The sequence below is a fragment of the Phormidesmis sp. 146-12 genome, from assembly GCF_052939495.1.
Genome location: NZ_JBJPHS010000002.1, coordinates 136,842 through 149,618 on the forward strand (window position 1 = coordinate 136,842; position 12,777 = coordinate 149,618).

Below are 12,777 nucleotides of genomic sequence, written 5' to 3' on the forward strand. Positions count from 1 at the left end.
ATCCAGGGACGTTTTTGGATGACCAGTTGTAGGGAAGCACTTTACTGGCGAAGCATTTTATTGAATTTGCACTAAATTTCGCTCAATAGGTTCGATCGATGCAGGGATCACATGTTCTGCATTCCAAAGCTGCATGATCCTTGTAAACAGACCTGAAAGCTTGCCAAAAGACGTTTAGAATAAGAATCAAATCCTTTACGTTCCGCTACAAAAACTGGCTGTTTACTTTGCACGATCGACACATTTGGTAAGTTAGACTATCAGAGGTAAAGCGCTACAGGTCTCTAAAGTTCAGTAGTTTCTCGCATTTACCCTGCCGAAACATAAGGCAGTATTGGTACGGCAGGTTACAGACTGTAACATCAGTTTTAGTCTATACTTCAAGCTGTCCCTGCTGAAGTTTGTACTCTCAAGGTTTTAGGCTTCCGGGAGTGCTGCCAGTCACGCTGTATTCAACTTCAGAATCACTAAAGTCTTTATTCATCTCCCTCATTCCCTTCACGCACTACAAGTTGAGGCTACGCAAGAATGAAATCTCAACAGACCAACCGAAGAATCGCCTTAGAAGGTTGGGTCAGGCTTTCTCCCGCAGTACACTCTACCGATGCTGCTACCGTCACCGACTCTTCTGCCCGGAAAAATATTGATTGGTTGCTTCCTTTGCGGAAACAGATCGATCGTGTTCAGGTTCGTGATGCAGGCTTGGCTCATCGCCTCTGCAAAGTGATCCCAGCTCAATGCCCATTTGAACGCGATGTCAAAGTTTTGGGCAAGATCCTGTTTCATATTCCGCCCATGTGCAAGCTCAACCCTCTCTATGATGAGGTGGTTGCTCTACGCTTTCGCGCATTGTGCTATTTAGCGGATGAGTGCGGTGAAGATATTAGCTGTTACTGCTAATTTTCAAAGGTTTAACCCTACCCACTGCACGAAAATAGCTTGAGCGACGATTTAACTGATTCTTAACTAGATGCTGTGATGCCAGTTTAGCGAGTCGGTCGTTCTAGCGCTCATAATTGCAACAAACCTTATCATTTTCCTCTGAGCTTTGCCTCAGACTTTTATAGAGATGCCTACTGTTAAGGGTCTCTATTTTTTTGAGTCCTTATTTGAGTCCTTATGAACGTGGACATTATTTGCAGCCAGCCTTTCCTGTTACAGCGTTTCTCGGTTTAAGTAAGGCTGTAACACTTCTGGTAGGCACACTGTCCCGTTAGGCTGCTGGTAATTTTCTAGAATGGCGGCCATCGTTCGACCGACGGCCAACCCCGATCCGTTGAGCGTATGAACGAACTGAGTGCCTTTTTGTCCGGCTTCTTTAAATCGAATGCTGCCGCGTCGAGCTTGAAAATCAAGGAAATTGGAGCAGCTTGAGATTTCGCGGTAGGTGCCAGCGGCAGGGAGCCACACTTCTAAGTCGTAGCATTTGGCGGCACCAAAGCCGAGATCTCCGGTACAGAGTTCGATCGTTCGATAAGGCAGCTTGAGGGCTTCTAAAATCGCTTCGGCATTTTGGACGAGGGCCTGATGTTCTTGCTCAGAAGTGCCAGGGTGAACGATTTTGACGAGTTCGACTTTGTTGAATTGGTGCAGACGAATCAGTCCACGGGTATCTCGGCCATAGCTGCCCGCTTCGCGGCGAAAACAGGGCGTGTAGGCACAGTGACGAATCGGTAACACTTCGGACGACAGCACTTCTTCGCGATAAAGGTTAGTCACCGGAACTTCGGCCGTGGGGATCAGCCAGAGATCGTCCTCGCTACACTTAAAGCTTTCTTCGGCAAATTTGGGTAGCTGACTGGTGGCGGTGAGCGATTGGCTATTGACTAAAAGGGGTGGCAAAACTTCGAGGTATCCAGCGGCGATCTGGCGATCGAGCATAAATTGAATCAGCGCTCTCTCTAAGGCGGCTCCGGCTCCCAGCAGGGTAATAAATCTGGCCTGGGCGACTTTGGTGGCTCGTTCGGTGTTGAGAATGCCTAGCTTTTCAGCGATTTCCCAGTGGGGCAGAATCTCTGTGTGCTGCGGTTTGTATTCATCGCCCCAGCGCCGGACTTCTATATTTTCGGTTTCATCTTTGCCGATCGGCGTACTGTCACTCGGTAGATTGGGCAGGGTTAGCAACAGCGCTTCGATTTGGGTTTTGAGGTCTTTTTCGGCTGGCTCTAACTCGCTCAATTGGGCTTTAATCTGGTTGCCTTCGTCGCGCAATGCCTGAATTTCTTCGCCCTTGGGATCGCTGCCCGATTTGATTTTCTGTCCGACGAGTTTGCCGATTTCGTTGCTGCGGGCCTGGAGGTGCGATCGCGTTTTCTCCAAGTCGCGCTGTTGGAGGTCAAGCTGCACGATCGGCTGAATGTCATAACTGCCGTTTCGATGGCTGAGTTTTTCTTGAACGAGTTCTGGATTTTCGCGAATTAGCTTCAGGTCAAGCACAAATCTTTTCCAATCAGGTTGAGTTATGAGTTTAGCCCAATCTGAAATTGAGCGATCGCCCATTCATCAGGATACATCGCACACGAGAGGATGGTGGAATCTGCTGTCAGAAGCGCTGCAATTTCACGGTTAGAGTACGCTGCTGGGAGGCGTGGGGTTTGAGTTGGGCGATCGTTCCGTTTTGACTAGCGACTTCTAGATCGAAGGGAATGGTTGTAGCAGGCTCCATCACCAGGACGTAGTGATCGCGCCATCCGCCATAACTTTGAAAGAGCCAAACGTAAGGGAAATCGGCCGTATCGAAGCTCATGAGAAAGGTTGACTGTTTGCTGCGAATGCCACACTCGCCGATCGCTAAATCTGAACAGTAGTAAAATTCTTGCAGCTTTGAGGATTTGGGTGGGATCTTCTGCACTTCGATTTCTCGTCCGTCAGCGGCAAAGGCTTTGGGAAAGCGAGTTTTCTGGTTTTGTCCGATGATTTTGCTGAATTCGATGAAGGCGGGTTCGATTAGGCAGTCGGGTAGCAGAATTTCGTCGTCGGCTTGAATGGCGATCGCGCAGTGTTGTTTAAACAGAAAGGGAATCGTTTGATCAGATTGATTTTGGAAGGTGTAGGCGATCGTCACTTCCGGTTGGGTTGCGTTGAGTTGAATAGTTTTCTCGACGCTGACGGGCACCGTTTGGCAGTCGTAAGTTAATTTGACGCTCAAAGGAGAAGCGTCGGCAACTCTCCAGCTTTGTGACCAAAATTCACCATGATCGACGAGTTGATAGCCGCGAAATTCACCTGCGGCATCGTTGGGAAAAATTTCGTCCCAGCCGCCTGTCCAATTGTCGTCAAATGAGGCACCAAGGGAGAGCGACCCCTTGCGGGTATCTCGAAGAGATTGCGTTTCTGAGTCGTCATACTCTAAAGGATGCCACAGCCACTCTTTGCCTGTTTTGAGATCCTGGAAGCGATCGAGACGACCTCCCAAATCAGGACGAATGTTCAGCTTAATTTCGGCATTTTCTAGCGTAATCATGGACTTTGAACCGGGTTTTTTTGCGTTGCTTGTAGCATTCGTTCAGTGAAGCGCAAGCGCATTTATTCTACGATTTGCACGTAAGCAAAATAAATCGTCCGTAGGGATTAAATTCTCTTAGCGAATGCCTTCAAACTGCCCCAAAAAGGTGGGCTTGGGATGCAATAAATGCACTTGTAAAGTTGCTTTCATCGTCGAGGCGATTTCGCGCAGGGCGTAGGGCACCATCACCTGATTTCCGTAGCTTTCCCAGTCTGGCGTTCCGAGTCCGATCGCATCGATTCCGAGTTGACGACAGGTGTAGACAGCGCGCGGCAGATGATAGTGCTGAGTCACCAAAACAGACTGCGTAACGCCAAAAATTGCTTTAGCACGATAACAGCTTTCATAGGTGCTAAACCCGGCATAGTCGAGCGTGATGTCTTTTTCTGGGATTCCTAATGTGATTGCGTATCGCTTCATCGCCGTAACTTCGTCATAATTCGTGGCGCTATTGTCTCCGGTCATCAACAGCTTGCGAACGCGGCCCTGACGGTAAAGATCAACTCCTCCCTGTACTCGATCCGCTAGCATTGGTGTAGGCGTTCCGTTTGTATAAATTCCAGCGCCGAATACGATCGCCACAGGTTTAACGGGTACATTCTTAGCAGCGTTGTAACGATCGCTTCTCGTCATAAAACTCACGTATTGCATTAATAGAAGCGGCAGTATGAGTGTTCCGATTGCCAAACTGAGTAAAAGAATGCGATTTTTCAGGATGGGTTTGAGCCGATTCATGGATTTTGGGACGATTTTCAACAAATTAGAGATTGCTACAGACTGACTGATCAGCTTTCCGCATTAAATCTTGAATGGTATACTCAGAGGACGTTTTATCGATTTACCTTTATCGTTTTATCCTTTATTTTTTTGTACAATGACGATCGCTGCATTAATCACGGGAGCAGGACAAGGCATCGGACTAGAATTTGTGCGTCAACTGCTGCAACGCGATCGGGCTGACCTTCTCTACGCGACTTATCGCAATCCGGAGTCAAACTTATTGGCGCTTCAAGATTCTCGCTTGCGCTGTCTGCCGATGGACATTACAGATGAATCTCAAATCGCCAGCGTGATCCAAAAAATTCAGACAGAAACGACCACACTTGAGTTAGTTGTTAACTGTGTAGGCGTGTTGCATACCGAGACGATGCAGCCAGAAAAGAGTTTGCGCCATATTAACTCAGAACAACTGCTGGACTATTTTCGGACAAACAGCATGGGTGCAGTCCTTTTGGCGAAACACATCCAACCGTTACTTAAGCATCAAAACCGATCCATCTTTGCCACGATCTCAGCAAAAGTTGGCAGTATTGGCGACAATCAACTGGGTGGCTGGTATGGCTATCGGGCCTCTAAAGCCGCGTTGAATATGTTGATGAAAAACACGGCGATCGAATACAAACGCACTTGTCCCAAAGCGATCGTCGTCACGCTACATCCTGGCACCACGGACACAAATCTGTCTCGCCCCTTTCAGCGCAACGTGCCGCCCGAAAAGCTGTTTAGCGTCGATCGTACCGTTCAGCAATTACTCACCGTTTTAGACAAACTACAAGCCCACGACAGCGGCGAATTCTTTTCTTGGAACGGCGATCGCTTGCCTTGGTGAAGCGCGTCTGGCTTAAAATAGCAGTAATTCTCAGTGAGCGCGATCGATGAACGATCATTTTTTGATGCCCTCCGAAAATTGGCTAGAGTGGGTAACGGTATTGGGCTATCTCAGCTTTGCGGGGTTTATTGCATGGCGTGTGTTGAGCAGCAAGTAGAGGCAGGTTGAGTAAGGAACCCCACGCCTAAAGGCGGAGGCTTTCAAGACTGTCCTGCTCTTTGAGCGGGATTGAAGCGAGAGCCTACCTTACCAGCCTAAGACTTTTGAGGTCTACGTTTCAACAGTCACGATACCGGGGAATGCGACGCTAGTTCCTCGCTCTATCGCTAGTCGTTAAACATCCCTACAAGGGTTAAGGACGTGCGACTAGCCTGACAAGCTCTTCAAACATTGGCGAAGCGAACATGACTTTTAGGAAACAACGCAACCATGTTGAAACCCAATCTCGTTCTCGTTCTAGACACCCACAAAACTCCGCTCACCCCTTGCAAGCCAACCATTGCTCGTAAGTTGTTGAATGCGGGTAAGGCTGCTGTGTTTAGACGGTTTCCTTTCACCATCATTCTCAAAGAGGAGGTCATAGCTACGCCAGAATCTATCACGCTCAAACTAGATCCCGGTTCTCAGACAACGGGCATTGCGTTGGTTCAGGGTTCTAGAGTGCTGTTTGGGGCTGAACTCACCCATCGGGGTCAAGCCATCAAAGCAAGCTTAGAATCGCGGCGTTCATTGCGTCGGGGTAGGCGTGCTAGACATACCCGCTACCGCCCTGCTCGGTTCCTTAACCGCCCCCGCCCCGAAGGTTGGTTAGCGCCTTCCTTACAGCACCGGGTTGAAACGACAATGACTTGGGTGAATAAATTTATTCGACTTGCCCCCATCGGTTCAATCGTTCAAGAGCTTGTCAGATTTGACTTGCAGCAACTTGAGAATCCCGAAATCTCAGGGATTGAGTATCAGCAGGGTGAACTCGCTGGCTACGAAGTTCGCGAATACCTCCTCAACAAGTGGGATAGAAAGTGTGCTTATTGCAGCGCTGAAAACATCCCGCTTCAAGTGGAGCATATCCAGCCCAAAGCAAAAGGCGGTAGCAACCGGATTTCTAATCTCTGTCTTGCCTGTGAGAAATGCAATCTCAAGAAAGGCACTCAAGATATCAAGGTTTTCTTAGCGAAGAAGCCCGACCTCCTAAAGCGTGTCTTAGCTCAAGCTAAACGTCCTCTTAAAGACGCAGCAGCCGTTAACTCGACCCGTTGGGCACTGTTCAGCCGACTGAAAGAAACGGGGCTACCTGTCAGCACAGGATCGGGTGGTTTGACCAAATTCAACCGGACTCGGTTAGACCTGCCTAAAACTCATTGGCTCGATGCTGCCTGTGTGGGTCAAGTTGACGGACTGGAAGTGTTGAGCGATAAACCGTTGCAGATTAAAGCCACGGGGCACGGTTCGCGCCAAATGTGTCGCACTGACAAGTTTGGATTTCCATCTCGTTATGTGCCCAGGTTCAAGTTTGTTCAAGGCTTTCAGACAGGCGACATCGTGAGAGCGATTGTCACGTCTGGGAAAAAGGTTGGCGAATATATCGGGCGCGTGGCGGTTCGTTCAAAAGGCTCGTTCAACATCTCTGATAGGTCGGGATTGGCGCAAGGCATTCATCACAAGTGTTGCCAATCTATTCACAAAAAGGACGGCTATAGTTATGCCTATTGAATTGGAAATCTCAGGAGTGTTGAACCCCGTCGATTTCCGCTCCTATCCCTCCCCATGTCTGAAGCTAGGGGTTTCCCGGAGGTTCCGATGAATTTGAATCGATCGTTTGTGTCACTCGATTTTGAAACGGCCGATTATGGGCGAGATAGTGCCTGTGCGATCGGTCTGGTGCGGGTTGAGAATCATCGGATTGTACGATCGGTTCATGCGCTGATTCGTCCACCGCGTCGTGCGTTCAAGTTTACCGACATTCACGGGATTACCTGGGACGATGTAGCCGAGGAGCCGACCTTTGGCGAAGTTTGGGAAACATTGCAACCCATGCTGGAGAATGTTGACTTTATCGCGGCTCACAATGCTTCTTTTGACCAGGGAGTGCTGTATGCCTGCTGCGATGCTCATGGTATGGTGCGTCCCTCTCAAAACTTTGTTTGCACTGTACAACTAGCCCGTAAAACCTGGAGAATCTACCCTACCAAGTTGCCCAATGTTTGTGACTACTTAGGAATCGATCTAGTGCACCATCACGCCTTATCAGATGCAGAAGCCTGCGCTCGAATCGTGATAGCAGCTAGTCGTTAATAAAGCTCAGTCGATCTCAAAGTAATGTTGTTTTGTAGATTATTGGATCTCGATTGTTTAAAGTGTCGTCGATCGCAGGTCTCTCACGCTTGTTAGCTTTAATTCCGGTTCCATCCCTTATCCCTCATCCCTCTCTTACCGAAGTACTCGTCGCAGGCAACCGAAAGGCAAACAGCGCCCCGTGAGGAGACCGATTTTCTGCCCAAATTGTCCCGCCGTGCGCTTCGATGATTTGCCGAGTTAAATAGAGTCCCAGTCCAGATCCTTTGGCTTGTCGATCGCTGTGTCCCTGATAAAATCGCTCAAACAGATGAGGCAGTTCTTCGGGGGTAATGCCGGGCCCCGTGTCGAGAATTTTGACAATTTGGTGTGAGGAATAGGATTCTAGACTGACTTCGACTTTGCCGCCCCTGGGTGAGTGATTGATACTGTTAGCCAGCAGGTTCGTAAAAACGCGCTGAAGCTGCAAGCGATCGCCCATCACCCACAACGCCCGACGAAAATCAGAATCGCCATGACAGGTACTCAGATAAACGCGCCGAGTCGCCGCCAAATCTCGCAGCGTCACGATCGCATCTTCTGCGCTGTCTGTGAGGTTGAGTGGCTCCAGGTCAAGCTGCAATCCTTCGGCATCGTTGCGATAAACATCAAGCATCATCTCAACCATTTGCAGTGTTGTTTGATGACTGCGCGCCATCATGTCAAAAATCTTTTGCTGCGTTGAGCTAACAATCCCAAACTCGTGCCGCTGAAAGGCTTTGATGGTCTCGATCGCGCCCAATAGCGGCGTTTTTAGATCGTGGGTCAGCGTCGAAACAAAATCTTCTCTCAGTCGAGACAGTTGCTCTTGGGCTTGAAGTTGGCTTTGCTGTTGAGCGATCGCATCTTGATAATCTCGATTTCGGATTTCTAACAATCCCGTTACCACCAGTGCGATCACAGTAATGATGCGATTGGCAATCGTAGAAGACTCAACTAATTGACCTGACGGAAACCACAAATTAGAAAAAGTCAGTATCGCTGAAACAACCATTACTTGAAAAATTTCTGATCGTCTCAGCTTAGAACTTGCGAGTAAAATTGCACCGATGTAGAGATAGCCAAACACATAGCTAGGCAGCGTAAGATACTCCAACATCAACACAATCGCGCAAAAAATTACAATCAGCCAACGAGTAGAATCAGCCCGATCGAGACTAGAAAACACAGAACGACGTAACATATTCACTGGTCTGTACGATCTAATTTTCTGTACTCGACCCCTCCGTCTTGAGCGTACCGCAAGCGCGATCGAATGGTTTCGAGCGGACAGTATGATCACAGTAAAATCCCAGCTTCCCAGAGAGAGCGGGGATCTTAGTTTTGGAGCGAAATTAACACCAATCAGGCTAATTAGTTTTCGTCAAACCAAACCGATTTAAGAAGTCATTGACCCACTGTTTTGTTTGCTCAACTCTGACACTTTCAGGTGACTGTGACCATGCCTTGTGTAATGCTCATCATTGTCAATCTGAACGCGATCGTATTAGGTCGTATTAGGTGTCCTTCAAGTCTTAGCACTTGAACTGCCTCAAACGGTTTGGAACGGGTTCCCCCGGTTTCGCACTTTCCCGGAACATGGCTATCCGACCGAGCAGATTGTGCACCTGACACTTCAGCATCAACAGCCAATGATTTTTTCGAGAAGTAGAGTGCGTCTACTTCTGCCTCAATTGATTGCCTATAAAACTGGGTGATCTACATCACTGAATATGCTTGTTAAACGGGCGTTGCTGATTGGAGGGATGAATCTGTGAGAAGTGTCCATCTTTTCGCCCCCTAAATTCCCCAAAAATGGAGGACTTTGAACCTGGGGTTCCCGCCGCTTTGGGGCACACCCCCTGATTCAGCAACGCCGTTAAACGTTAGTTTGATGAAGCTTTAAAGTTCTCCAGAATCAGCAGCTTGGGGGGCAGAAGCTTGACAACAAAGCGAAAAAGTTTCATCGAATTCATCTTAATTAAAATTGGTCGATGCACAAAAAGTAGAACACAAAATAATGGGACGATCGCTCCCAGAGATTTCTCAACCCCTGACCTCGATCGCCCCATCACTTTTATGAGTCCAGATATAAATCCAGAACGCTAAAATCTAGCTGGTTTACTGAACATGAGATCCCGAAACCCAGCCGCCTGAGACCCGATACCAACCGCCAGAAGTGCCAAACGTTGAGACTCTCGCCCCACCGCCAAGACCGCCGACGATCGCATAATTGGTGCCCGGCCCGCTGCGAACATTCACCCCGATCGCAGGAATGACGGTAACGACACCAGTCGATGGGCTGCTCCCCCCACTGCCGCCACCAATGCCACCTGTATACGCGCTCGAAATCCAGCCACCATTGACTCTGAGCCAGCCATTAGAAGACCCGAAGGTACTGACTCGCGCGCCGTTGCCTAAGCCGCCGACGATCGCATAGTTGGTGCCCGGCCCGCTGCGAACATTTACGCCGCTGCCTGCTGTGATGGTGACCGTTCCCGTCTGAGAGCCACCGCCAGTGCCGCCGCCTGATGATGATACGCCTAGCGCCGATGCTGTGGCAGAGCCAACAATGCCATCCGCGACTAGACCCCGATCGCGCTGAAACGCCCGGATGACAGATTCGGTTTGGACACCAAAAACGCCATCTACACCCAAGCTATAGCCTCGATTTCTCAAAGCAGATTGCACCTGAGTCACGGCTGCACCCGTATTGCCGCGCACGATGAGCGCCATTGCTTGATGAGTCGTTGCCACAATTGACACCGCAATCATCAAACTCGCCACGCCGACCCAAGTGGAGTTGGGCAACGTTAGGCCCAGTTCTTTGAGCGATCGCACCGCTGGCTCTGGACTGGGGTCTTCATAATCAACTGCTACATGAAGGTATGCAAAGTTTTCCATAATGGTCTCCCTGATTCAATCAGCACAAAATTGAAGTGGTTTGTAACGATCGACTTGCCTTAGCAGATTTCCCTTTTGCCTTCAAGAGGAGAAATCTCTATTCCGCAAGCGGCGATCACGGAATGTCAGAATTTCTACTAACACGGGGACTGTATGCGTAGAAAAAGGTTGGTTTTTAGAAGGGGTCAGTAATTTTGCTGAATCTTCAGCATTTGTATCATCCTCCTTTTTTCATTGAGGGTAAAGTAAAATTACCAAATCAGCGAAAAAAGTTAAGAATTGACTTACAAAGGGCACCGCCAGACGTTCAGATTGCAGTCGATCGCGAATTGACGTTGCTTGGTGAATCGTCGAATCTCGCTTGTTGTGAAGCAGGTTTGATCTTAGGCTGAGGTCTTGAAGCTCCTCACTAACCTCCCTTAAAAAAACGTCAGTTCGATGAACGCTTCGCTTTTAGATCCAGGAACGCCCCCTAAATCCCCCACGAGTGAGGGACTTTGAACCAGAATTCCTCTCTTAAAGTCCCCCAAAATTGGGGGGTTGGGGGGCAGAAGCCGTGAACAACGAAGCGAAAAAACTCTCATCGAATTCACGTTAAAAAGAGAAAATCAGCAGAGTGCAAATTGCTGTGACCATGTGGATTGTCTCATCCTCATTTCTCTCACCTCTCTAAGCGTAGTGACTAACTAAAAATGTTTACTTGCGATCGACGGAATCTGTAATCAGGCGGGACAGCTACTTTTTAGTTAGATTATCCGTCAAATCAGACGGTTTCTCTCAGGTGTTCTTCAGCGATCGCGGCTTCACTAAACACAGCCGAGTACAGCCACCCCGCCAGCACCGCTCCTAAAATAGGCGCAACCCAGAATAACCACACTTGTCCCAGCAGTTCTCCGCCTGCAAACAGAGCAGGGCCAAAGCTTCGAGCCGGATTGACCGAGGTATTGGTGACCGGAATGCTAATCAAGTGAATCAGTGTCAAAGCAAGCCCGATCGTAATTGGAGCAATCCCTTGAGGGGCGCGGCGATCGGTGGCTCCCAAAATAATCATCAAGAAAAAGAACGTCAGCACCACTTCGATGACCAGACAAGCAAAGAGGGAATAGCCTCCGGGTGAGTGTGCGTCAAATCCGTTGGTTGCTAGGGGGTTTGAGCCACCTAACGAAAATCCAGGCTTACCGCTGGCAATTAGATAAATCAGACCCGAAGCTGCGATCGCGCCCAAAACCTGAGCCACAATATAGCCCAACAGATCGGGGCCTCCTCGAAATCGCTTGGCGGCATACAGTCCAAAGGAGACCGCCGGGTTGAGATGACAGCCAGAAATATGTCCGATCGCGGATGCCATCGTTAGCACGGTCAAACCAAAAGCCAACGACACGCCGACCAGCCCGATCCCCAATGGAAACGACGTGTTCTCTCCAATTTTTGCTGCGTCTGCGGTGTAAGCGGCGGCCAAAACTGCACTGCCACAGCCTCCCAAAACTAGCCAAAAGGTGCCAATAAATTCTGCTACACAGCGGGTTATCAAAGGCATTTCAACAGACTCCGTGACGTTAGAATATGTGCTGCAAACGATTAGTATCAGATGGGTCTGATCGTAAATTTTGCAACATGATCCCTGATGTTAGAACTCTGTTATCCACTAATCTAGTTTTATAAAGAAAAATTAATGAATCAAGCGTTTATGACTCAAACTTTTCGATTAATAAGCTCATGAATTGATTTCAAAATTAGAGTTAGAGAGGAATCTTTCAGGCTGGTCTACCTAGCTCACGGTTTGCCCATTTTTGAGTAAGGTCGTGAGATTGAGCTGATGCCCAGATGCAGGAATATCTCAGCCACGCTCAGAGCAAACAGGTGGAGTTAGAGCGTATTGACTATGACTACGCGGATGGCAAAACACTGCTGATTGCTGAGGGCTATGAACACCAACACGATTGTTCGATGCCAGTCGATGCAACCGAATCGGCAAAAAACCATGACGCGACCTCGAAAGTTTGACGACTGCAACTGAGCAAGTGATGGCGAAGCATCGGGTGGCATCTTTGTTCCAGTTGAACTATCCAGTACAATTGACCCAGATTACCCAACGGAAATATGGTGATAGACCTGCACGGGTGGTCGAACACCGCCGCTTTCAAGTGGGCTTTTCCTTAGACCTTGCAGCAGTAGAGCAACAAATGCAGCAGCTGGGCTGGCGGGTCTATGCGACCAATCATCCTCAAGCTCAGTTATCGCTGTCTCAGGCAGTCATTGTCTATCGACAGGAGTATGGAGTGGTTAAATCTTCAACTAGGCGATCGGGTGCCAGAGAAGTCCCAGTTAAAGCATTGCCCAGGATCATACCCAACATTGGAATGATGTATTGCGGATTGTACCAAGGCTCAACTCGAATAATTCCAGTCACTGTTATAGAACCCATTTGGTATCTTTTAATGTGTTTCAA

Annotated in this window: 12 protein-coding genes; 5 read left to right on the forward strand and 7 right to left on the reverse strand. The window is 48.8% G+C overall.

From position 1 onward, the window contains the following. Positions 1–528: 528 nt before the first annotated feature. A complete protein-coding gene (locus tag ACKFKF_RS01825; protein WP_446866103.1) occupies positions 529–900 on the forward strand; it encodes a Mo-dependent nitrogenase C-terminal domain-containing protein in 372 nt (123 codons plus the stop codon). A 255-nt stretch (positions 901–1,155) separates the two neighbouring features. On the opposite strand, the gene serS is transcribed toward ACKFKF_RS01825, so the two are convergent. The 3 genes from serS to ACKFKF_RS01840 all read right to left on the reverse strand — a co-directional run bounded on the left by serS (position 1,156) and on the right by ACKFKF_RS01840 (position 4,240). Continuing rightward, on the reverse strand, positions 1,156–2,436 hold the full coding sequence (serS, locus tag ACKFKF_RS01830; RefSeq protein WP_446866104.1) for a serine--tRNA ligase: 1,281 nt from the start codon (positions 2,434–2,436) through the stop codon (positions 1,156–1,158). A 106-nt stretch (positions 2,437–2,542) separates the two neighbouring features. Further along, complete coding sequence (locus ACKFKF_RS01835) at positions 2,543–3,463, reverse strand: hypothetical protein (protein ID WP_446866105.1); 921 nt, start codon at positions 3,461–3,463, stop codon at positions 2,543–2,545. A gap of 117 nt (positions 3,464–3,580) precedes the next feature. Next, a complete protein-coding gene (locus tag ACKFKF_RS01840; RefSeq protein ID WP_446866107.1) occupies positions 3,581–4,240 on the reverse strand; it encodes a SanA/YdcF family protein in 660 nt (219 codons plus the stop codon). Positions 4,241–4,379: 139 nt separating this feature from the next. Here ACKFKF_RS01840 and ACKFKF_RS01845 point away from each other — a divergent pair, with 139 nt between their 5' ends. The 3 genes from ACKFKF_RS01845 (at position 4,380) to ACKFKF_RS01855 (ending at position 7,406) form a co-directional block, all read left to right on the forward strand. Next, entirely contained in the window at positions 4,380–5,114 is a 735-nt protein-coding gene (locus ACKFKF_RS01845; RefSeq protein WP_446856696.1) for an SDR family NAD(P)-dependent oxidoreductase, read from the forward strand. 429 nt (positions 5,115–5,543) lie between these two features. After that, positions 5,544–6,824 (forward strand): RNA-guided endonuclease IscB, encoded by a 1,281-nt coding sequence (iscB, locus tag ACKFKF_RS01850; RefSeq protein ID WP_446866108.1) that lies wholly within the window; start codon positions 5,544–5,546, stop codon positions 6,822–6,824. An 87-nt stretch (positions 6,825–6,911) separates the two neighbouring features. Further along, entirely contained in the window at positions 6,912–7,406 is a 495-nt protein-coding gene (locus ACKFKF_RS01855; RefSeq protein WP_446866109.1) for a 3'-5' exonuclease, read from the forward strand. Positions 7,407–7,530: 124 nt separating this feature from the next. Here the strand turns inward: ACKFKF_RS01855 and ACKFKF_RS01860 are convergent, their stop codons facing one another. The 3 genes from ACKFKF_RS01860 to aqpZ form a co-directional block, all read right to left on the reverse strand. Then, complete coding sequence (locus ACKFKF_RS01860) at positions 7,531–8,628, reverse strand: sensor histidine kinase (protein WP_446856698.1); 1,098 nt, start codon at positions 8,626–8,628, stop codon at positions 7,531–7,533. 917 nt (positions 8,629–9,545) lie between these two features. Continuing rightward, positions 9,546–10,328: an SH3 domain-containing protein gene (locus ACKFKF_RS01865; protein ID WP_446856700.1), complete on the reverse strand. Its 783-nt coding sequence runs from the start codon at positions 10,326–10,328 to the stop codon at positions 9,546–9,548. 763 nt (positions 10,329–11,091) lie between these two features. Further along, on the reverse strand, positions 11,092–11,865 hold the full coding sequence (gene aqpZ, locus ACKFKF_RS01870; RefSeq protein WP_446856701.1) for an aquaporin Z: 774 nt from the start codon (positions 11,863–11,865) through the stop codon (positions 11,092–11,094). 287 nt (positions 11,866–12,152) lie between these two features. On the opposite strand from aqpZ, the gene ACKFKF_RS01875 reads away from it, so the two are divergent. Beyond that, a complete protein-coding gene (locus ACKFKF_RS01875) occupies positions 12,153–12,332 on the forward strand; it encodes a hypothetical protein (RefSeq protein ID WP_446866110.1) in 180 nt (59 codons plus the stop codon). 256 nt (positions 12,333–12,588) lie between these two features. Here the strand turns inward: ACKFKF_RS01875 and ACKFKF_RS01880 are convergent, their stop codons facing one another. After that, complete coding sequence (locus tag ACKFKF_RS01880) at positions 12,589–12,753, reverse strand: ABC transporter permease (protein ID WP_446866111.1); 165 nt, start codon at positions 12,751–12,753, stop codon at positions 12,589–12,591. Between the last annotated feature and the right edge of the window lie 24 nt (positions 12,754–12,777).